Annotated in this window: 18 protein-coding genes; 10 read left to right on the top strand and 8 right to left on the bottom strand. The window is 72.6% G+C overall.

Going from position 1 to position 20,479, the window contains the following annotated elements; all coding sequences use genetic code 11:
* Positions 1-28 precede the first annotated feature (28 nt).
* From E4U91_RS33590 to E4U91_RS33580, 3 genes are all read left to right on the top strand, one after another.
* On the top strand, positions 29-2,392 hold the full coding sequence (locus E4U91_RS33590; protein WP_137310304.1) for an AbfB domain-containing protein: 2,364 nt from the start codon (positions 29-31) through the stop codon (positions 2,390-2,392).
* Positions 2,393-2,494: 102 nt separating this feature from the next.
* Positions 2,495-3,460 carry an alpha/beta hydrolase family protein gene (locus E4U91_RS33585; protein WP_137310303.1) on the top strand — a complete coding sequence of 322 codons (966 nt, stop codon included), beginning with the start codon at positions 2,495-2,497 and terminating at the stop codon, positions 3,458-3,460.
* Positions 3,461-3,524: 64 nt separating this feature from the next.
* Positions 3,525-4,523 (top strand): aldo/keto reductase family protein, encoded by a 999-nt coding sequence (locus E4U91_RS33580; protein WP_137310302.1) that lies wholly within the window; start codon positions 3,525-3,527, stop codon positions 4,521-4,523.
* Positions 4,524-4,672: 149 nt separating this feature from the next.
* Here the strand turns inward: E4U91_RS33580 and E4U91_RS33575 are convergent, their stop codons facing one another.
* Complete coding sequence (locus tag E4U91_RS33575) at positions 4,673-4,954, bottom strand: hypothetical protein (protein ID WP_137310301.1); 282 nt, start codon at positions 4,952-4,954, stop codon at positions 4,673-4,675.
* 155 nt (positions 4,955-5,109) lie between these two features.
* Here E4U91_RS33575 and E4U91_RS33570 point away from each other — a divergent pair, with 155 nt between their 5' ends.
* From E4U91_RS33570 to E4U91_RS33560, 3 genes are all read left to right on the top strand, one after another.
* On the top strand, positions 5,110-5,691 hold the full coding sequence (locus E4U91_RS33570) for a sugar O-acetyltransferase (RefSeq protein ID WP_137310300.1): 582 nt from the start codon (positions 5,110-5,112) through the stop codon (positions 5,689-5,691).
* Positions 5,692-5,700: 9 nt separating this feature from the next.
* Positions 5,701-6,297, top strand: coding sequence for a TetR/AcrR family transcriptional regulator (locus E4U91_RS33565; RefSeq protein WP_137310299.1), 597 nt, complete (start codon positions 5,701-5,703; stop codon positions 6,295-6,297).
* 180 nt (positions 6,298-6,477) lie between these two features.
* Positions 6,478-7,968 carry a PP2C family protein-serine/threonine phosphatase gene (locus tag E4U91_RS33560; RefSeq protein ID WP_137310298.1) on the top strand — a complete coding sequence of 497 codons (1,491 nt, stop codon included), beginning with the start codon at positions 6,478-6,480 and terminating at the stop codon, positions 7,966-7,968.
* Between the two features lie 7 nt (positions 7,969-7,975).
* On the opposite strand, the gene E4U91_RS33555 is transcribed toward E4U91_RS33560, so the two are convergent.
* The 3 genes from E4U91_RS33555 to E4U91_RS33545 all read right to left on the bottom strand — a co-directional run bounded on the left by E4U91_RS33555 (position 7,976) and on the right by E4U91_RS33545 (position 10,293).
* Positions 7,976-8,938: a sensor histidine kinase gene (locus E4U91_RS33555; RefSeq protein WP_137310297.1), complete on the bottom strand. Its 963-nt coding sequence runs from the start codon at positions 8,936-8,938 to the stop codon at positions 7,976-7,978.
* A complete protein-coding gene (locus E4U91_RS33550) occupies positions 8,935-9,828 on the bottom strand; it encodes an MEDS domain-containing protein (RefSeq protein ID WP_137310296.1) in 894 nt (297 codons plus the stop codon). The genes E4U91_RS33555 and E4U91_RS33550 overlap by 4 nt, the downstream gene beginning before the upstream one ends.
* Before the next feature lie 102 nt (positions 9,829-9,930).
* Positions 9,931-10,293 (bottom strand): STAS domain-containing protein, encoded by a 363-nt coding sequence (locus E4U91_RS33545; RefSeq protein WP_137310295.1) that lies wholly within the window; start codon positions 10,291-10,293, stop codon positions 9,931-9,933.
* A gap of 305 nt (positions 10,294-10,598) precedes the next feature.
* Between E4U91_RS33545 and E4U91_RS33540 the strand changes: the two genes are divergently transcribed.
* The 3 genes from E4U91_RS33540 to E4U91_RS33530 all read left to right on the top strand — a co-directional run bounded on the left by E4U91_RS33540 (position 10,599) and on the right by E4U91_RS33530 (position 15,552).
* Complete coding sequence (locus E4U91_RS33540; RefSeq protein WP_137310294.1) at positions 10,599-14,801, top strand: SpoIIE family protein phosphatase; 4,203 nt, start codon at positions 10,599-10,601, stop codon at positions 14,799-14,801.
* Positions 14,801-15,091, top strand: coding sequence for an STAS domain-containing protein (locus E4U91_RS33535; RefSeq protein ID WP_137310293.1), 291 nt, complete (start codon positions 14,801-14,803; stop codon positions 15,089-15,091). Before E4U91_RS33540 ends, E4U91_RS33535 begins: the two co-directional genes overlap by 1 nt.
* Before the next feature lie 173 nt (positions 15,092-15,264).
* Positions 15,265-15,552 carry a DUF4190 domain-containing protein gene (locus E4U91_RS33530; protein WP_137310292.1) on the top strand — a complete coding sequence of 96 codons (288 nt, stop codon included), beginning with the start codon at positions 15,265-15,267 and terminating at the stop codon, positions 15,550-15,552.
* 91 nt (positions 15,553-15,643) lie between these two features.
* Here E4U91_RS33530 and E4U91_RS33525 read toward each other — a convergent pair whose 3' ends face one another.
* Positions 15,644-16,564 carry a serine hydrolase gene (locus tag E4U91_RS33525; protein WP_137310291.1) on the bottom strand — a complete coding sequence of 307 codons (921 nt, stop codon included), beginning with the start codon at positions 16,562-16,564 and terminating at the stop codon, positions 15,644-15,646.
* A gap of 291 nt (positions 16,565-16,855) precedes the next feature.
* Between E4U91_RS33525 and E4U91_RS33520 the strand changes: the two genes are divergently transcribed.
* On the top strand, positions 16,856-18,559 hold the full coding sequence (locus E4U91_RS33520) for a purine-cytosine permease family protein (protein WP_137310290.1): 1,704 nt from the start codon (positions 16,856-16,858) through the stop codon (positions 18,557-18,559).
* Between the two features lie 3 nt (positions 18,560-18,562).
* Here the strand turns inward: E4U91_RS33520 and E4U91_RS33515 are convergent, their stop codons facing one another.
* The 3 genes from E4U91_RS33515 to E4U91_RS38280 all read right to left on the bottom strand — a co-directional run bounded on the left by E4U91_RS33515 (position 18,563) and on the right by E4U91_RS38280 (position 20,418).
* Positions 18,563-19,300, bottom strand: coding sequence for an anti-sigma factor (locus E4U91_RS33515; RefSeq protein WP_137310289.1), 738 nt, complete (start codon positions 19,298-19,300; stop codon positions 18,563-18,565).
* Positions 19,297-19,878 (bottom strand): ECF RNA polymerase sigma factor SigK, encoded by a 582-nt coding sequence (gene sigK, locus E4U91_RS33510; protein ID WP_137310288.1) that lies wholly within the window; start codon positions 19,876-19,878, stop codon positions 19,297-19,299. The genes E4U91_RS33515 and sigK overlap by 4 nt, the downstream gene beginning before the upstream one ends.
* A gap of 108 nt (positions 19,879-19,986) precedes the next feature.
* Complete coding sequence (locus E4U91_RS38280; RefSeq protein ID WP_168218218.1) at positions 19,987-20,418, bottom strand: ATP-binding protein; 432 nt, start codon at positions 20,416-20,418, stop codon at positions 19,987-19,989.
* Positions 20,419-20,479: the final 61 nt, after the last annotated feature.

The raw sequence follows: 20,479 nt of genomic DNA, 5'->3' as shown, positions 1-20,479 counted from the left end.
CGCCCCCACCGCCCCCGAGGAGCAGCCCATGGGCTCGTCACCGCAGCCGGACCCGCACACCGCCCGCCCCCGCACCCTGCGCTCCACCGCGGCGGCCCTGTTCACCGCCCTGACCCTGCTGTGCGTGGCCGCGCTGACCTCGGCCGGCACCGCCGCGGCGCAGGCGGCCGCCTGGACCCCGAAGCCCTCCCCCATGACGACGCCCTGGACCGCCCAGGTCCCCGTCGACCACCCCTTGCCCGAGTACCCACGCCCCCAGCTCACCCGCTCCGACTGGCTGAACCTCAACGGCCTCTGGGACTTCGCGGTCACCGCTGCGGACGCGGGCCAGCCGACGGCCTGGCCGCAGCAGATCCGCGTGCCGTTCGTCGCCGAGTCCGCCCTCTCGGGCGTCCAGCGCAAGATCACCCAGGACGACAGGCTGTGGTACCGGCGCACGGTCACCGTCCCGGCCGGCTGGAGCGGCCGCCGGGTCCAGCTGAACTTCGGCGCGAGCGACTGGCGCACCACGGTCTGGGTCAACGGACGGCAGGCCGGCACGCCCCACAGCGGCGGCTACGACGCGTTCTCCTACGACATCACCGACCTGCTGACCTCCGGCACCAACACCCTGGTCGTCTCGGTCTGGGACCCCACCCAGAACGGCGACCAGGCCATCGGCAAGCAGCGCATCAACGACGTCACCCCGCACTCCGGGGGCGGCATCTTCTACACCGCCGCCTCCGGTATCTGGCAGACCGTGTGGCTGGAGCCCACCCCGGCGGCGCACATCACGCGCCTGGACCTGGTGCCCGACCTGACGAACAACCTCCTCCGGGTCACCGTCCTCGGTGCCGGGGTGAACGGGCACACCGCACGGGTGACGGTCTCGGCGGGCGGCAGCGTCGTGGGCACCGCCACCGGACCGGTCGGCAGCACCTTCACCGTGCCCGTGCCCGGCCCGCACCTGTGGACACCCGACGACCCGTACCTCTACGACGTCCGGGCCGACCTGCTCGCCGGCGCCGCGACCGTGGACTCCGTGGGCAGTTACACCGGCATGCGCTCCATCGCCCTCGCGAAGGTCGACGGCGTGCTGCGCCCCGTCCTGAACGGCCGGTTCGTCTTCCAGACGGGCACCCTCGACCAGGGCTACTGGCCCGACGGCATCTACACCGCGCCCACCGACGACGCCCTGAAGTACGACCTGCAGAAACACAAGGACCTCGGCTTCAACATGGTCCGCAAGCACATCAAGGTCGAACCGCAGCGCTGGTTCTACTGGGCCGACCGGCTCGGACTGCTGGTGTGGCAGGACATGCCCGCCATGGACCTGCGCACCCCGAACGCCGCCGCCCGCACCCAGTGGGAGAGCGAGTTCCACCGCGTCGTCGACCAGCACCGCAGCTCCCCCGCGCTCGTGCTGTGGGTCGACCAGAACGAGGGCTGGGGCCAGTACGACCAGGCCCGCATCGCCTCCGACATCAAGGCGTACGACCCCTCGCGGCTGGTGGACAACATGAGCGGCGTCAACTGCTGCGGCGCCGTGGACGGCGGCAACGGCGACGTCGTCGACCACCACGTGTACGTCGGCCCGGGCGTGACCTCGCCGACCGCGACCCGCGCGGCCGTCCTCGGCGAGTACGGCGGCCTCGGCTACCGGGTGGCCGGCCACGAGTGGTACCCCGGCGGCGGGTTCAGCTACGAGGACCAGGCCACCACCGCCCGGCTGAACGACCGCCTGACCGGCCTTCTGGACGCCCTGCGGCTCCAGCAGATGCCGGCCGGCCTGTCGGCGTCCGTCTACACGGAGATCACGGACGTCGAGAACGAGGCCAACGGCCTGCTGACGTACGACCGTCAGGTGGTCAAGGTCGACCAGGCCCGGGTCAGGGCGGCCAACCAGGCCCTGATCGACGCCTCACGCTCCCCCGCGGCGCGGGTCACCCTGCCGACCGGCGCCTACAAGTCGCTGCGCGTCACCACCCCCGGCTTCACCGACCGCTACGCCCGCCACCGGGACGGCCTCGGCTACACCGAGGTGGTGAACGCCTCCAGCGCCGACCTGCTGAAGCAGGACGCCACCTGGAGGATCGTGCCCGGGCTCGCCGACTCCTCCTGCTACTCCTTCGAGTCGCGCAACTACCCCGGCGAGTACCTGCGCCACCGCGACTTCCGCGTCCGCAAGGACCCGAGCGACGGCTCGGACCTGTTCCGGGCCGACGCCACCTGGTGCGCGGTGCCGGGCAGCGGCGGCGTGCGGCTGATGGCGTCGAACTTCCCGGGCCAGTACCTGCGCCACATCAATGCCGAACTGTGGCTGGCCACCCCGGGCGGCGCCCACGCCTGGGACAACCCGGTGTCCTTCACCGAGGACACCACCTGGGCCGTGGAGAATCCCTGGGCCCCGTGACCCCGTGCCCCTGTGACCCTGTGAGCAGGGACCTTTGACAAAGCGGAACGTCGCTCCGGATACTTCCGGAACGACGTTCCGCTTCGAAGGGATCTCCTCGCCATGAGCGCACCCACCATCCACTCCGCCGTCCCCGGCACCCCCTCCCGGCCCGTGCTGTCGTACAGCCCGGTGGTGCTGCCCGTGCCCGGGCGGCCCGTGGACCTCGAGGTCCGGGTCACCGTGCCGGTCACCGGGACCGCCCTGCCCGTCGTCCTGCTCTCGCACGGGCACGGCGGTTCGCACCACCTCTCCTCCCTGAACGGGTACGCGCCCCTCGCCCAGCTCTGGGCCGCGGCCGGGTTCGCCGTCCTCCAGCCCACCCACCTCAGCTCCCGCACCCTGGGCCACCGGCTCGCCGGCGCCCCCGGCGCGCCGTTCTTCTGGCGCTCCCGCGCGCGGGACATGAGCCACCTGTTGGACCGGCTGGACGAGATCGAGAAGACCGTGCCCCAGCTCGCCGGGCGCGTCGACCACGACCGGGTGGCGGTCGCCGGGCACTCGCTCGGCGGTCACACCGCGAGCCTGCTGCTGGGCGCCCGGACCACCGACCCGGACACCGGCGAGGTGGTGGACCTGACCGAGCCCCGCATCGGCGCGGGCGTGCTGCTCGCCGCGCCGGGCAGGGGCGGCGACGTCCTCACCGGGCCGATGGCCGAAGCGGTGCCGTTCTTCCGCTCCACCGACTTCTCCACGATGACCACACCCGCCCTGGTCGTCGCCGGTGACGAGGACGACTCCCGGCACTTCACCGACGTGGGGCCCGACTGGCACGCCGACCCCTACCGGCTCGCCCCCGCACCGAAGACGCTGCTCACCCTCTTCGGCGCCGGTCACCTGCTCGGCGGGATCTCCGGGTACGACGCCGCCGAGACCACCGACGAGGACCCCGCGCGGGTCGCCGCCCTCGGCCGCCTGACCTCGGCCTGGCTGCGCAGCCGGCTCCAGCCGGGTGACCCCGCCTGGCGGACCGTGAGCGAGGAGCTGACGACCGGGGACGGCGCGGTGGGACGGGTCGAGTCGAAGTAGGCCGCGGCTCCCCGGGAACCCGGGGGTCCGGAACCACATACGACCGCGACCCATGGGGAGCCACATGCGTTACCGCACACTGGGCAGCTCGGACCTCGAGGTCTCCGAGATCTCGCTGGGGTCCTGGCTCACCTACTCCGGCGGCATCGAGGCCGACCGGACCCGGGCCTGCACCGAAGCGGCGTTCGACGCGGGCATCACCTTCTTCGACACCGCCAACGCCTACGGGCGGGGCGCCGCCGAGACCGCGTGGGGCGAGATCCTCTCGGCCCACCCCCGCGACTCCTACGTCCTCGCCACCAAGGTGTACTTCCCGATGTCGGACGACCCGGCCGACCAGGGCCTGGCCCCGGCGCAGCTGGCGAAACAGATCGACGCGTCCCTCACCCGGCTCAGGACCGACCACGTCGACCTGTACCAGGCGCACCGCTTCGACCCCGGCGTCCCGGTCGAGGACGTGGTCGAGGCGTTCCAGAAGGTCGTGGACCAGGGCAAGGCCCGCTACATCGGGTTCAGCGAGTGGACGCCCGAGCAGATCCGGGCCGCCCTCGACGTCGCCGGACCGGACCTGTTCGTCTCCTCCCAGCCGCAGTACTCGATGCTGTGGCAGGCACCGGAGGCCGAGGTCTTCGAACTGTGCACGTCCCACGGCATCTCGCAGGTGGTCTGGTCCCCGCTCGCCCAGGGCGTCCTCACCGGGAAGTACAAGCCGGGGCAGCCCGTGCCGGAGGGCAGCCGGTTCGCCAGCGCGGACATGGCGGTGTCGCAGGACCTCGTCTACAGCGACGCCACGCTGGAGGCCGTCCAGCGCCTGGTGCCGCTCGCCGAGGAGGCGGGGATGAGCATGCCCACCCTGGCGCTGGCCTGGGTACTGCGCCGCAGCGAGGTCGCCTCGGCCATCACCGGCGCTTCCCGGCCCGAGCAGGTGCACGCCAACGCCGCCGCCTCCGGGGTGGAGTTGTCCGACGACCTGCTCGCGGCCGTGGACCGGGCCCTGGGCGACGTCCCCGTGACCGAGCCCACCCTGGCCCCGGGCGCCCGGCCGGGCGTCAAGCACCGCTGACCGGCGGCGGGCGCGGGGGACGAGCAGCGCGGAGCCCGCGCCGGGAGGCCGGCGCGGGCTCCGCGCGAGCGCCGTGAAAGGGCCGTGAGGAGGGCCGTGAGGGGGCCGAACCGCCGAGGACGGCCGACCGGCACGCTCGGTCGACGCGGTCAGTCGGTGAGCGCCCCGCTCACGCAGGTGAGGTACTGCTCGCTGATGTTGACGCCCGGCCCGGCCCACGGGGCGGGGCACGGCACCAGCGCTTCGACCAGCGGTTCGCCGACCGCCCCGACCGCCCCGGCCACGGGCTCGCCGACCACCGGCGCGGCGATGCCGGCGAGGCCGCTCGTCGCGGCGTCCGCCGACTGCGGGGCCGCCGTGGCCGTCGTACCGCCGCCCAGCATCGCGGCGCCGGCCAGCAACGTGACCGCTCCCAGCTTCGTCCCACGCATCAAGATCGCTCCGTTCGTCTCGTGTCGGCGCCGGAGGTGGCGCCGCTGGGAGAACGCCCACGGCCCGGCCCGGGTAACGGCGGTCCGCCACGGGCCACGCTCCTGCCCACCGAGCGGGGCGTACGATCGTACGCCCGGAGTGTACGATCGTACGCATGGCGACCGACCACTTCGCGGGTGATCCGCGCACGAACCTCGAACGCATGCGGGCGGGCGACCTGTACATCGCCGACGACCCCGAGATCGCCCGCAGGCAGCAGCAGGCCGTACGGCTGGCCGCGCGCTACCAGGCGGCCTACGCCGAGGACGCGGACGCCGCCCGGCCCCTCCTGGCCGAACTGCTCGGCGCCCTCGGCGAGGAGGCGCAGGTGCGGCCCCCGCTGTACGTCGACTACGGCAGCAACATCCGCATCGGCGCCCGCACCTTCGTCAACTACAACCTGACCGCGCTGGACGTCGCCGACATCGTCATCGGCGCCGACTGCCAGATCGGCCCGAACGTCCAACTGCTGACCCCCACGCATCCGTTGGAGCCCGGGCCGCGGCGCGACAAGCTGGAGGCCGCCCGGCCGATCACGATCGGCGACAACGTCTGGCTCGGCGGCGGCGCCATCGTGCTGCCCGGTGTCACGATCGGCGACAACGCCGTCATCGGCGCGGGCGCCGTCGTCACCAAGGACGTGCCCGCGAACGTCGTCGCCGTCGGCAACCCCGCCCGGCCGGTGCGGAGCCTGTAGCCCGCCGCGATGACCACCGGACACACCGACCCACGGCGTCGTGAGCGCATCCTCGACGCCACCCTCGACCTCATCGCCGACGAGGGCATCGCCCGTGTCTCCCACCGCAGGATCGCCGCGCGGGCCGGTGTTCCCCTGGGTTCGATGACGTACCACTTCGACGGCATCGACGACCTGCTGCGCGAGGCGTTCGGCCGCTTCACCGATCACATCGCCGCCGTGTTCGACGCCCACCTCGCGGGCCCGGCCGATCCCGACCAGGCCCGCCGGGCCGTGGCCGACCTCGTGCACGCGCTGTCCGGGGGCAGTCGGCGCGACCTCGTCCTCGCCCAGGAGCTGTACACCCTGGCGGCTCGCCGGCCCGCGTACCGGGAGCTGACGCAGGCCTGGATGCACCGCAGCCGCGTCCACCTCGAGCGGCACTTCGACCCGGACACGGCGCGTCAGCTCGACGCCCTCGTCGAGGGCCTGACCCTCCACCGCGCCCTGACCACCGACCCCCACGACCGCGCCCTGACCCTGGAGGCCGTCACCCGCATCACCACGACCGGCCCGCACGCGCCACGCCGTACCGCCGAGCCCGCCACGGACGACTCCACACCGTGAGGCGATACAGTTGTCCCGCGACAACTATCTGACGTCCGACCGGCCGTCAGGCGACGACGTGGGAGAGGCAAGTGGCGCTGCTCGCGCTCGAGTTCCCCTCGGCGGCGAGTCGACGCGCCCAGGCGCACCGCCCCGCCCGCACGAGTACGGCTGCCCGCTCGCTGACGAGGCGGGTGACGCATGACTGAGGGGGCGTGGGAGAGCGAGGTTCCCCCGCACCTCGTGCCGCCGACGGCGGCCGGCAGGGCGGCGGCCGCCGACACGGAGGCGGCCCGGATCGAGGCCGTGCGCCGCTACGACATCCTCGACACCCCGCCCGACGGGGCCTTCGACCGCATCGCCGCGCTCGCCGCGCGTCTGTTCGACGTGCCACTGGCGACGGTGACGATCGTCGACGTGGACCGCGTCTGGTTCAAGGCCGCGCACGGCCTGGAGGGCGTCCGCGAGGTCGGCCGTGACCCGGGTCTGTGCGCGTCGGCGGTGCTGAAGGACGGCACCCTGGTCATACCCGACACCCTCCTGGACGACGTCGCGCGGGGCAATCCGCTCGTCACCGGGTCGCTCGGGATCCGCTTCTACGCGGCGGCCCCCCTGGTGACGCGGGACGGGCACCGGCTGGGCACCCTCGACATCCTCGACACCGTGCCGCGTTCGATCAGTCCGCAGGACACCGCGCTGCTGACCGAGCTCGCCGACATCGTCATGGACGAGCTCGAACTCCGCTTGTCCGCCCTGCGGGCCGTGCGGGAGGAGCGGGAACGGACGGCCGTGCAGGAGCAGTTGGCGGAGGTGGAGCGCGAGGCGCGGATCCGCGCGGAGCGGGACGCATCGTCCATCGCCGCGTTCGCCTCCGCCCTGCAGCGCACCCTGCTGCCGCCCGCCCTGCCGACGGTGCCGGGCCTCGAGCTGGCCTGCCACTACCACACCGCCTCCGCCCACGAGGTCGGCGGCGACTTCTACGACCTCTTCGCGCTGCGGGACGGCGAGTGGGCCTTCTTCCTCGGCGACGTGTGCGGCAAGGGCCCCGAGGCCGCCGCCCTCACCTCGCTGGTGCGGCACACCCTGCGGGTCGCCGCCCAGCACACCGCCGACCCCGTCGCGGTCCTGGACGTGCTCAACAAGGCGCTCCTGGAGGACGTCACGGCCGGCAGCCGCTTCTGCACGGCCGTGGTCGGCACCCTGACCGCACGGGACGACGGTGGGTTCGACGTCCGGCTCGCCACCGGCGGGCACCCCCCGGCCTACCGGCTGCGCCCCGCCGACAGCGCCGAGGACACCGGCACGCCCACCGTCGTCGAGGCGGTGCGGCCGGCCGGCGGCATGCTCGTCGGGGCGTTCCCGCAGGCCCGGTTCGCGGCGACCGCCCTGCGCCTGGACCCCGGCGACACCCTGTTGCTCTACACCGACGGGCTGCCCGAGGTCCGCACCGGCACCGACCGGTGGCTCGGCTGGGAGGGGCTGGAGGCGTTCCTCGCGGCCCGTCCGGCGGCCGGCGGAGCGGCGGACCTGGTGGACGACACCGTCGAGCTGCTGCGGACCCAGACGCTGGAAGGGGCCGAGGACGACGTGGCGCTCCTGGCGATGTCCGTGCGCGGGGGTCCGGCTGGTCCCCCGCACCGGGTGGCTGCCGCCACGACGACCTCAGCCGGGGCCGCCGCGGCGGGCGGCTGACGGGGGGTCAGTCAAGGCCCACGTGCAGGCGGACCGTCGTCGCCTCCCGGTCGGTGTGCACTTCCAGCAGGTCGCAGAGGGCGCGGACGGCCCACATGCCGTGGCCACGCGGCTGCCGGGGGTCGGGGGGAAGGTAGCCGAGGTACCAGGCGGCCTGTGCCTCGCCGGTGTTGACGACGTCGGCGACGATGCGCGGGCCGCACCGCCGCAGGACCAGCCGTCCGGTGCCGCCGCCGTGCTGGACGGCGTTGGTGGCGACCTCGTTCACCGCGAAGACCAGCGTCTGCGTCTTGTGCGGCGCCAGCCCCAGAGCCGTGGCGGTGTCCGCGACGAAGGTCCGTACGTCGGTGAGGTCGGCTCCGAAGGACAGCACGGCTTCCTCCCCCTCTGCCCGGACGGGCGCGAGCGGCCGGTTCCAGACGCCGTCGGCGTCCACCGGGTCCGCGTAGTGGTCACTGACGAGGGCGGCTCCGGCCGTCGCCAGCTCGGGGTGGGTGCGGCGGGCGTCCGCGACCACGCCGGACGGCAGGACCCGGGTGTCGTAGGGGCAGATGATCCAGGCGGGGCAGTCGGCGAAGGCGACGTTGATGGCGGACTCGTAGCGGGTCCACTCGGTGCTCTCCAGCGCGTCCCGGCCGTGCCACACGGGCTCGCCGATCACCCGGACCCGCTGGTGGGTGCCGGTGGCCGTACATCGGTCGACGTAGCGGTGGTACGCGCCGAGCGTCGCGCCGGGGTGGCGGTACCAGTCCTGCGCGTCGACGTACTCGACCTGGCCGCTCACGTCGGCGAGGGCGTGGCGCAGCAGTCCGATGTTGGTGCCGGTGGTCACCGCCAGCACGGCGTCGCCGCGGGTGAGCCCCTCCCGGCAGAAGGGGACCGTGGCGGCGAGGAACTCCTCGTCGCTGCCGTAGACCAGGCCCTGGTGCGTCAGTCCCTCGTGGGGACGGTGCAGGACGGGAGCCGTCACGCGGTGGCCTCCGCGGTGTCGACGCTCAGCGCGGGGATCCCGTCGAAGCCGACCAGGCGCACCACCTGGGCCATCAGGGGAGCCAGGTGGACGACGTGCAGGCGCCGGCCGGCGGCCATGCGGTCGGCGGCGTGCGCGAGGGCCCGGACCCCGGCCAGGTCGATGAACTCCAGCTCCCCCATGTCCACGTACAGGTCGCCGGGCCGGCCCAGGAGGGTCTGCAGCGCGGCCGCCAGGGTGGCGGTGCCCTGGTGGTCGACCGTGCCGATGACCCGCAGGGCGTGGTGGCCGGAGCGGAAGGCGGGCACCAGGCGCAGCCGGGCGTCCTGGTACAGGGGGCGCAGTTCCGCGGCCGAGGGGTGGCACCGGTCGAAGCCGTGCAGCTCGTCGGGACCGAAGAGGCGGGCGTCGTACTGGCAGACCGCCGAGGACCGGCCCTCCGCGAACACGGCGTTGACCTTGGTCTCGTACTCGGCCAGCCGGTCGGCGCCGGGCACCTCGCGCAGCGCCCAGCCCATCTCCCCGCTCACGCGGAACCCGGTGTAGCCCGCCGCGAGGGACGCGGCGACCTCCTGGCGCAGCACCGCCACCATGGCGTCGGGGTCGAAGGTGCCCGACGCCAGGTAGCTGTCGTCCGCGGTGGTGACCGCCAGCTGCCCGCGGGATATCAGGGGGCCGGGGTCGATGCCGACCGCCGGGAGCCAGCCCAGCACCTCGTCGGGGGCGTTCCGGTCGGCGAAGTACAGCACCCGCTCGCCCTGCCGCAGGCCGTCGGCCAGGTACTGCGACAGGACGTGCCGCTGTTCGGCGTCGTCGGCGAAGGCCAGGCAGACGTGGTCGCCCCGCCCGATGTCCTGGACCGGTAGGTCCCTGCACGTGTCCGTGGCCACCTCAGCCCCAACGCTCCCCGCCTCTGGGGCGGCCGACCTCGGCCCACCGCCCGGAGGGTCGATCCTACCGGCGTGCCGACGCGCCCCGCCAGGCCGCCCCCCTCAGGCCTGCGTACGGTCCAGCACCTCGTCGACGGTGGTGTGCAGGGGGATGACCAGGTCGATGCCCGCGATCTTGAACACCCGGGTGAGATCGGGGTTCAGGCCCACGATGCTCAGCGTGGTGTCCGCCGCGGTGGCCAGGTGGTAGCTCGTGATGAGCACCGTCAGCCCGGTGGAGTCGCAGTACTCCAGACCCGACAGGTCCATGATCACGGGGGTGTCCGCGCTGAAGGACGTCTCCGCCAGCGCGTGACGCAGCTCGGGCGCGGTGTGGTGGTCCAGTTCCCCGTCCACGCGCACCACGAGTGCTCCGCGCGGATCGGACTGCTGCGTGATGGTCAGAGTGCGCTCTGTCTCGGTCACCGATCGTTCTCCTGTGGGGGGCGGTTGCGGGCCTGGGCACGTCCACGGTACGTACCCCTGCGCCGCGGCTGCTGCTCTTCGTCGACGAGGCCGGACCACATGCCCCGCCCTGCCGCCGCACGGCGACCGGGGCTGCACCGGTCCCGCGCCCGCGCAGGTCGGGTACCCGGATCAGCTGGATTATCCTACGGAGTCGTACGGCCTCGCAGGAGCCGGTGCTGCGGGCCGAGGGCGTCGCAGCCGGTCCGACCAGTACGAGCGGCAGGAGAGCACAGTGACCCGCGTGGACGGGAGGACGTGGCGTGATGTACTCGGGGAAAGCTGAGCACGAGGGGCCGGCAGCCGGGACCGACGGATTCACCGACGGGACCGAGGTGTTCGCCGCCGACCGGGAGATCGGCCGGGACCTGGCCCTCGTGGACTGGGCGTCCACTCCGCTCGGACCGCCCGCGAGCTGGCCGCAGAGCCTGCGCACCGCGGTGAGCATCCTGCTGTCGTCCCGGTTCCCGATGTGGATGGCCTGGGGTCCGGAGCTGACCTTCTTCTGCAACGCGGCCTACCGGCGCGACACGCTGGGCCGCAAGTACCCCTGGGCGCTCGGCCGGCCCGCCAGTGAGGTGTGGGCGGAGATCTGGGGCGACATCGGTCCCCGCATCGACCGGGTGCTGGCCACCGGGGAGGCGACCTGGGACGAGGCCCTGCTGCTGTTCCTGGAGCGCTCCGGCTACACCGAGGAGAGCTACCACACCTTCTCCTACAGCCCGCTGCGCGACGACGACGACACCGTGGTCGGCATGCTCTGCGTGGTCAGCGAGGACACCGAGCGGGTCATCGGCGAGCGGCGCATGGCCACCCTGCGCGACCTCGGCTCCGACCCGAGCGTGATCCGCACCGAGCAGGAGGTGCTGGAGTTCGCCGGCCGGCAGCTCGCCCGCAACGACAGGGACCTGCCCTTCACGCTGACCTACCTGTTCCGCGAGGACGGCTCGTCCCGGCTGGCCGGCTCCACGGGCCTGCCCGAGGGCCACCCGCTCGGCGTCCCGGTCCTGCGCACCGAGGACGCGGACGCCCTGTGGCCCGCCGCGGAGCTGGCCGGGGGCGGGACGGCGGTCGTGGACCTGGAGGGCGGGCGGTTCACCGGCCTGCCCGACCTGCCGGAGGGGGGCTGGGAACTGCCGCCGCGGCAGGCGCTGGTCGTCCCGCTGCTGCAGCAGGGCAATGCCCCCTACGGCTTCCTGGTGGCCGGCCTCAACCGCTACCGGGCCCTGGACGACGGCTACCGCGGCTTCGTCGAGCTGACCGCCGGGCACCTGGCGTCCGGCGTCGGCTCCGCCCGCAGCTACGAGACCCAGCAGCAGCGCGCCGAGGAACTCGCCGAGCTGGACCGCGCCAAGACGACGTTCTTCTCCAACATCAGCCACGAGTTCCGCACCCCGCTGACCCTGATCATGGGTCCCCTGGCGGAGCTGCGCGGGCGGCTGGCGGACGACCCGTGGGCCCGCAGCGAGCTGGACATCATCCACCGCAACGGGCTGCGGCTGAGCAAGCTCGTCAACACGCTGCTGGACTTCTCCCGCATCGAGGCCGGCCGCATGCAGGCCCGCTACGAGCCCGTCGACCTGGCCGCCGTCACCGCCGAACTCGCCAGCGTCTTCCGCTCCGCCATGGACAAGGCCGGCCTCGCGTTCCGCGTCGAGTGCCGCCCCCTGGGCCGTCCGGTCCACGTCGACCGCGACATGTGGGAGAAGGTGATCCTGAACCTCCTCAGCAACGCCCTGAAGTTCACCTTCGACGGCTCGGTGGGCGTCACGGTGGGCGAGGAGGACGGCCGGGCGGTGGTCACCGTCGAGGACACCGGCGTCGGTGTGCCGGCCGCGGAGGTGCCGAGGCTGTTCGAGCGGTTCCACCGCATCGAGAACGCCCGCTCCCGGTCCAACGAGGGCAGTGGCATCGGTTTGGCCCTGGTGCAGGAGCTCGTCACGCTGCACGGGGGCATGATCACCGCCCGGTCCGCCGAGGGCCGGGGCACCTCCTTCACCATCCACCTGCCGTTCGGCAGCGCCCACCTGCCTGCGGACGCCGTCACCCCCGCGGCCGGGGCCGGCGTGCCGGCCGGGGTGAGCAGCGCGGACCCCTACCTCCAGGAGGCCCTGCGCTGGCTGCCCCAGGGCACGGCGGACCGGCCGGCCGACGCACCCCAGGAGCAGATCCTCCCCGACGGTGTCGCGGCCGGGCGTCCCGCCGACGTGGGTGCGCCCGCCCGGGTGCTGATCGCCGACGACAACGCCGACATGCGCGAGTACCTCGGCCGCCTGCTGGCCGGCGCCGGCTACCACGTCGAGGCGGTCACCGACGGCCGGGAAGCCCTGGAGGCCGTCCGGCGCGACACCCCCGACCTGCTGGTCAGCGACGTGATGATGCCCCGCATGGACGGCCTGGAGCTGGTGGCCGCGCTGCGCGGCGACAGCCGCACCGCTTCCCTGCCGGTGCTGCTGCTGTCCGCACGCGCCGGGCAGGAGGCCTCCATCGAGGGGCTGCAGGCCGGCGCCGACGACTACCTCGTCAAGCCGTTCGCCGCGGCCGAACTGCTGGCCCGCGTCGAGGCCAACGTGAAGCTCGCCCGGCTGCGCACCCACCACGCCCGCTGGCGCAACGCCCTCGTGGACTCCCTCCAGGAGGCGTTCTTCGTCTGCGACGAGCAGGGCGCCGTCATCGAGATCAACGCCGCGTTCACCGGCATCCTCGGCTACGGGCCGGAGGGCCTGCCGTACGCGCCGGTCCACCCCTGGTGGCCGGACGAGCAGAGCGACCCGGAGGCGCACCGGGCGGTCAGCGAGGCGTTCGACCAGCTCCTGGGCGACCCCCGCGGCTCGTACACCATCCCCGTCACGCACCGCGACGGCCACCGGTTGTGGGTCACCGCCAGCTTCGCGCACGCCCAGGATCCCGACTCGGGGCGCCGGGTCACCGTCGGCACCTTCCGTGACGTCACCGCGGAGCACTACGCGATCCAGCGCGAGAGCGCCCTGGCGTCGCTGAGCACCCGGCTGTCGCGGGCCACCAGCCTGCCCGAGGCACTCTCCGGCGCGCTGGAGGAGCTCCAGGCCCTGTGGCGCGCCCGGTCCGCCCTGGCCGCCGTGTTCGACGGCGGCGCGGAGCCGTCCCTCACCACCACCGACACCTCGGCCTGGCAGGACCTCCCGGCCGAGCAGCGCAAGGCGATCAGCGAGGTGCGCCGACAGCCGGCGCTCACCTCCGTGCCGCAGCCGACCGGGGCCGGCATCACCGTCGAACACCCCACCGGGCCCATGGTGGTGTGGATCGACCTCGGCGAGCAGCGGCCGTTCACCGAGGAGGACCAGCTCCTGCTGACGCTGCTGGCCGGTCACCTGGCGCAGGGGCTGACCCGGGCGCACCAGATCGACCAGCAGCGCGAGACCGCCATCGCCCTGCAGCGGGCCATCCTCGGCCCGTCCAACCTGCCCGAGGGCTTCGCCGTCCGCTACGAGCCCGCCACCCAGCCGCTCGAGGTCGGCGGCGACTGGTACGACACCATCGCGCTGCCCGACGGGCGGATCGGCATCGTCGTCGGCGACTGCGTCGGGCGCGGCCTCGAAGCGGCCACCGTGATGGGGCAGTTGCGCAGTGCCTGCCGGGCGCTGCTGCTGCAGGACGCCAACCCCGCGCAGACGCTGATGGCACTCGACTACTTCGCGGCCACCGTGCCCGGGGCGCTGTGCACCACCGTGTTCTGCGGCGTCCTCGACCCGGACTCCGGCCGGCTGACCTACTCCAGCGCCGGTCATCCCCCGGGCATCCTCGCCCACGCGGACGGCACCACCCACCTGCTGGAGGAGGGGCGTTCGCTGCCCCTCGCGGTGCGGCCGGGCAGGGAGCGTCCCGAGGCCGAGTACGTCATGCCGGCCCGCGGCACGCTGCTGCTGTACACGGACGGCCTGGTCGAACGCCGGCGCCGTCCGCTGACCGCGGGCATCGACCAGGCCAGCGAGGCGGTCCAGGACGGCCGGGACACGGCCGTCGACGACCTGGCGACCCGCATCATGACGCGGCTGGCGCCGGCCGGGGGCTACGACGACGACGTCGCGCTGCTGCTGTACCGCCACCCCGCGCCCCTGGACATGGCCTTCCCCGCCGAGTCGGCCCAACTCGCCCCGGTGCGCAAGGCGTTGCGCAGCTGGCTGGACCAGTGCCAGCTGCCGCCGCACACCGTGCAGAACGTCCTGGTCGCGGCCGGCGAGGCGTGTGCCAACGCCATCGAGCACGGCCACCGGGACGCCCCCGGGGAAACGGTGCGGCTGCGCGCCGAGGCCTTCGTGCAGGACCTGCGCGTGACCGTCACCGACACCGGCCGCTGGAAGGCCCCGCAGCCCGAACTCAACGCCCACCGCGGCCGGGGCCTCACCCTGATGCGTTCTTTGATGCAGCAGGTCACCGTCACCCCCGGCGCCGCCGGCACCACCGTCCACCTGCACACGAGGATCGCCTGATGACCACCCCGCTCACGCTCGTCCCCGGCCGGCGACCGGACGGCACGCACCACCTGGCCGTCTCGGGAGAGATCGACATGAGCAACATCGACGCGCTCGCCGACGCCCTGTCCACCACCCCGGGCCCGCTCGTCCTGGACCTGACGGACGTCGAGTACCTCGACAGCGCGGGCCTGAGCGTGCTGTTCGCCCACGCCGACCGGCTGGAGCTGATCGCCACTCCCCTGCTGGCGCCGGTCCTGAGGGTGTCGGGCCTCAGCGACCTGACCACGGTGCACGGCCTCGACTGAGGGCTCGCGCGCTCTTCCGGTGACCTCCTGGCGCACCCCGTCGGGGCCTGCGCCGTACAGGACTTGACGAACGCTTGACATGAGACGGCTCCGGAGGGGCATTCGGGTGTCAAGTCAAGAGCAAGGAGAGTGCGGCCCGTTCGGTCCGTGCCATCGGCAACCGGGAGTATTCCATGACGAGTTACGGCAGCTCTTCTGCCGCGTCCTCCGGATCGCGCACGAACGGTCTGGCGATCGCAAGCCTGTGCTGCGGCATCGTCGGCCTGTTCCTCCTGAACATCGTCCTCGGCCCGCTGGCGATCGTCTTCGGTGTGATCGCCCGGCGTCAGGCGAGTGTGAAGAACGGCGGCGGCATGGCGACGGCCGGCATCGTCCTCGGTGTCATCGACGTCGTCCTGTGGCTCGTCCTCCTGGCGGTCGCGGCCAGCAACGGCGGCATGAGCTGGTACGTGGGCGGCTGACGCCCCCCGTCCCCCGACACGTGCGGGTGTGCATCCCGGAACCACCGGGTGCACACCCGCACGTGTCGTTCCACCGGACCGGCCGGTGGTGTCAGCCGCGCGGCGGGACGGCGACGAACGCCTCGCGCGGGGAGTCGGTCGGCGTGTAGCGGGTGACGCCCGGCGTGGTCGGCACCAGGGCCTTGTGGACCGCCTTGGCCACGTTCTGGATCGTGGTGACCCCGTAGTCCATGGTGCTGTTGTCCTGGGTCAGCACACTGATCATGTAGTCGTGGCCGGCACCGTTGAAGGTGCCCAGGCTGTGCACCCGCCAGCCGTGCGTGGAGCGCTGCAGCCAGCCGTTCTTCACGTGCACGGCGACGGACGAAGGCGCTCCCGCCGGCGTGCCCCAGCGCTGGTCCGCGATGACCTGGCCCATCAACTTCAGCATGTAGGCGCGGGAGTTGTCGCTCAGGACGGTGTTCTTGGCGGTGATGAGCTTGAGCAGCTTCTGCTCGTCCTCGACGTTCTCCTGGGTCAGGCCCCAGTAACCGTCCGCGCCCGGCACGGTCTTCGTCATGCCGGCCGCGGTCAGGAAGCCCTGGATCTTCGCCACGCCCAACTGCTTCCACAGCGTGCTCGTCGCGTCGTTGTCCGACGCGGTGATCATCGCCTTGGTGAGGTCGGCCTCGGTGTCGGTCAAGTACCGGTTGGTCTTCTTCGCGTCCCACAGCAGCGTGGCGAGCACGGTGACCTTCACGGTGCTGGCCGAGTCGAAGGCCGTGGTGCTGTTGAGGCTGCACGTGGTGCCGGTGGAGCGGTCGTACACGCCGAGGGCGACGGTGCCCTGACGGTTCGCGAGGGCCGCCGTGATGTCCTTCGTCAGCTTCTCGGCGAGGCCGGCGGTGGCGGACGTGCAGTGGACGGCGGCCGTCGGTGCCGCCGCGGCCGGGAGGGCGGTGGCACCGACGAGCACCGCCGCACCGAGGGTGGTGGTGAGGGCCCCGGTTCGGCGGGATATCCGGTGGGTCATGAAAGGTTCCCCCTGTGACGTTGGACGGACGTCCTGTGGGTACGCATGTTCGCAGTACGGCAGTTGACCCGATCATGCGGGGTCGGCCACCGGAGCCGACGGCCCGTCGACTGCCCGCACGGCCCTCGTCGCGTTCACCCGGGAACGAGATCTACGCGCGTTGCATAAAGGCCGGTTAAAGACCTCTGCCTTAAAGGAAGAGAAACGCTCGAGAAACAGTGCGGCGTGACTCTTCCGTGCAATCACCCGGGGTCACCCGGGTCGTCCCCAGGGCTGGGAAGAGGGAATGCCGTGACGGAGATCATCGACCGGGAAGCACCGCCGGCGACCACGGGCGGACGGACGTACAACAACTGGGCCCAGAACGACACGTTGGAGGACTACTCGCTGCGTTACGCGCCGAAGTCCTTCCGCCGCTGGTCCCCTTACGTGGTGGCCACCACGGCGCTCGGGGGCATCGCCTACCTCGCGGACTTCGCCATCGGCGGCTCCATCGCCATCTCCCACGGCTTCTCCAGCGCCCTGGTCGCGATCCTGGCCGCGGCGGTGGTCATCTTCCTGACCGGCATCCCGATCTCGTACTACTCGGCGAAGTACTCCATCGACATGGACCTGCTGACGCGAGGCGCGGGCTTCGGCTACCTCGGGTCCACGCTCACCTCGGTCATCTACGCCAGCTTCACCTTCATCTTCTTCGCCCTCGAGGGCTCCATCATGGCGCAGGCCCTGGAGTTGGGGCTGCACATCCCGCTCGCCGTCGGCTACCTGGTCTGCTCGCTGATCATCCTGCCGTTGGTGATCTACGGCATGACGGCGCTGTCGACGATGCAGGTGTGGACGCAGCCGGTGTGGCTGGTGCTCATGGTCGCGCCATTCGTGTCCATCGCCGTCCAGGAGCCGGAGAAGTTCTCGCAGTTCACGCACTTCGCCGGCAACTCCCCCACCGGCTCGGGCATCAGCATGCTCGGGATCGGCGCGGGCGCCGGCGTAGCCCTCTCGCTGATCGCCCAGATCGGCGAGCAGGTCGACTACCTGCGCTTCATGCCCGACAAGACGTCGCAGAACAGCAGGCAGTGGTGGGGCGCGGTGCTCTCCGCGGGCCCGGGCTGGGTGGTGCTCGGCGCGGCCAAGCAGATCGGCGGGGCCTTCCTCGCCTTCTACATCGCCGGCAGCGTGGGACTGGCCAAGGCCAACGAGCCCATCCAGCAGTACGTCCACGGGTTCAAGACCTTCGCCGCGCCGGTCGCGCTGGGCCTGGCCACGTTCTTCGTGATCCTCTCCCAGGTGAAGATCAACTCGACGAACGCGTACTCCGGTTCACTGTCCTGGTCGAACTTCTTCTCCCGGCTCACCCACCGCCACCCCGGCCGCGTCGTCTACATCTTCCTCAACGTAGGCATCGCGCTGGCCCTGATGGAGGGCGGCGTCTTCGGCTTCCTCAACACCGTCCTCGGCTTCTACTCCAACGTGGCGATCGCCTGGATCGGCGCGGTCGTCGCCGACCTCGTCATCAACAAGCCGCTGGGGCTCAGCCCCTCGTACATCGAGTTCAAGCGCGCCCACCTGCACCACTTCAACCCGGTCGGCTTCGGCTCGATGCTCATCGCCTCGGCCGTCTCCATCGCGGCCTACTTCGAGGTGTTCGGCGACTACGGCAAGGCGTACTCCCCCTTCATCGCCCTGTTCCTCGCGATGGTCCTCTCACCGCTGTTCGCGGTGCTCACGAAGGGCAGGTACTACATCGCCCGGGTGGACGACTTGGAGGAGCCGCTGCTCGCCGCGGACGGCCTGCCCTCCGCGGCCCTGCTGACCTGCACCGTGTGCACGACCGACTTCGAGCGTCCGGACGTGGCGAACTGCCCCTTCCACGCCGGGGCGATCTGCTCACTGTGCTGCAGCCTGGAGAAGGACTGCCACGACTCCTGCAAGAGCGGGAGCGGATCCGGCCCGGGACCGGTCGCCCTCGCCCCGCCCACCATACGGTCCGCGGACTGAGGGTCACGACGTGATCGGGATGATGCCCAGCGGCTTGGTGGTCGGCTGCTTCGAGCCGCTCGCCGGCTCGAGCGTGATGCCCACCGCCACCGCCTCGTCCGGAGGGCCCTCCAGCACGTGGGCGGCGTGGCGCGCATTCCCGGGGACCAGGCCCGCAGGGCGCAGGTCGCCGCTGCCGTAGGCGTACCAGAGCTCGTAGGTCTTGCCGCTGCCCGGTGCCGGGAGGCCCTGGGCGGCGAAGACCGCCTTGCGTCCGCCCCGGGACACGGCGACCGCTCCTCTGGCCCCGTCGGCGAGCTCGGCGGTGTACACGGTGACGTCCGGTGCCACGAGGAGGTCCGTGAGCGCCTGGCTCGAGGAGCGGGCCTGGGCCGCCTGGGTGCGGGCGTGCTCGGCCTCGGTGTACTGCCACGCCGTGGTCCCGGCCAGGAGGACGGCCGCCGCGATGCTCGCGGCGAGCAGGAGAGCCGGCTTCCGGCGTCCCGTCGTGCGGGTCGCCCGGACGGCGCCTTCCTGCTGCACGCGGGTGATGGCCTCCAGCGTGGCGGCGCGCAGGTGCTCGGGTACCGGGGCGCTCTCGGCGGCGGCCAGCTCGGCGACGACCTCGCGGAGCGCGGGGAGTTCCGCACGGCAGGTGGCGCAGCCGGCGAGGTGGGTCTCGAACGCGGCCTCCTCGGCCGGTGGCAGGGCGTGCAGCACGAAGGCGGCGAGCGCCTCGTGCGGGTCTTCGTCGGCTGTCACCTGCCGGCCTCCATGCAGGCCCGCAGCTGCCGCAGGGCGGCTCGCATGCGGGATTTCATCGTGCCCACCGGTGTGGAGAGGGCGTGGGCCACCTCCAGGTAGGTCAGACCCTGGTAGTAGGCGAGCACCAGGGGGACGCGCTGACTGCGGGACAGCGAAGCAAGGCAGCGGTAGACGCGGCGCTGTTCGTCATGGTGTTCGGCGGTCTCCGCCACCACGTCGAAGGCGCCCTCGGGCAGCAACGCACGGGCGCGTTGTTCGCGCTCGCTGCCGGCGTGGGCGGCGCGCACGCGGTCCACGGCCCGCCGGTGCGCCAGCGTGAGCACCCAGGCCTTGGCGGACCCCCGCTCGGGGACGTAACGGTCCGCCGTGCGCCAGACCTCGATCATGACGTCCTGGGTCACCTCCTCGGCCTGCGCCGGATCCCGAAGGATTCTGCACGCCAGGCCCATGACCGCGCGGGAGAAGGCGTCGTAGACCCCGGCGAACGCGTCCTTGTCGCCGCGGGCCACGCGGACCAGCAGATCCTCGGCCCTGTCCTGCGGTCCGGACCTGTGCAGCACGCCCACTCCCGTCATGCTGTGCGCCGCGGTCCGGCGGGACCCGCGACGCGTGACGAGCCCGACTCTTCCATCCTCGGCCGCGCGGTGCAGGGCGGCCGTGGCACGGGGGTGACGGGCACGGTGTCACTCGCTCCGCCGGGCGTCGGGCCCGGGGCGCAAGGGCAGGACGACGTGCACCGTCTTGCCGCCGAGCCCGGGGACCACGGTCATGTCGCCCCCGAGCTGTTCGATGATGTTCATGCCGAAGCCGCCGCCGTGCGCCGTGCGGCCCGCGTGCCGGTCGATCTCGGGCAGGTCTTCGCTGTGGTCCGCGACGGCGATGTCCAGGCGGCCGTTCTGCAGGCTGAGCGCGAGCCGGCAGGACGCTCCGGTGTGGCGGACGGCATTGGTCACCAGCTCGGACACGATCAGGACCGCGTCGTCGAGGCGGTGGGTCTGGTCGGCCGTCTCGAGCCAGCGTTGGGTGATGTGACGGGCGACGGCCGGTGTGTGCAGGCCCCGGGGCAGGTCGACGGCATGGCGCGGGGCGGTGGGGGACGGTGCTGTGGCCGGCATGACGGCTCCCTCGGGTACTGCCGTTCGGGCGGATGGGGGCACAGGGGATTCGGAGCCGAGG

The sequence above is a fragment of the Streptomyces lasalocidi genome (assembly GCF_005280215.1).
GTDB lineage: Bacteria > Actinomycetota > Actinomycetes > Streptomycetales > Streptomycetaceae > Streptomyces > Streptomyces longwoodensis.
The sequence above is the reverse complement of the archived record's forward strand: the minus strand, read 5'-3'. Positions and strand labels throughout refer to the sequence as shown.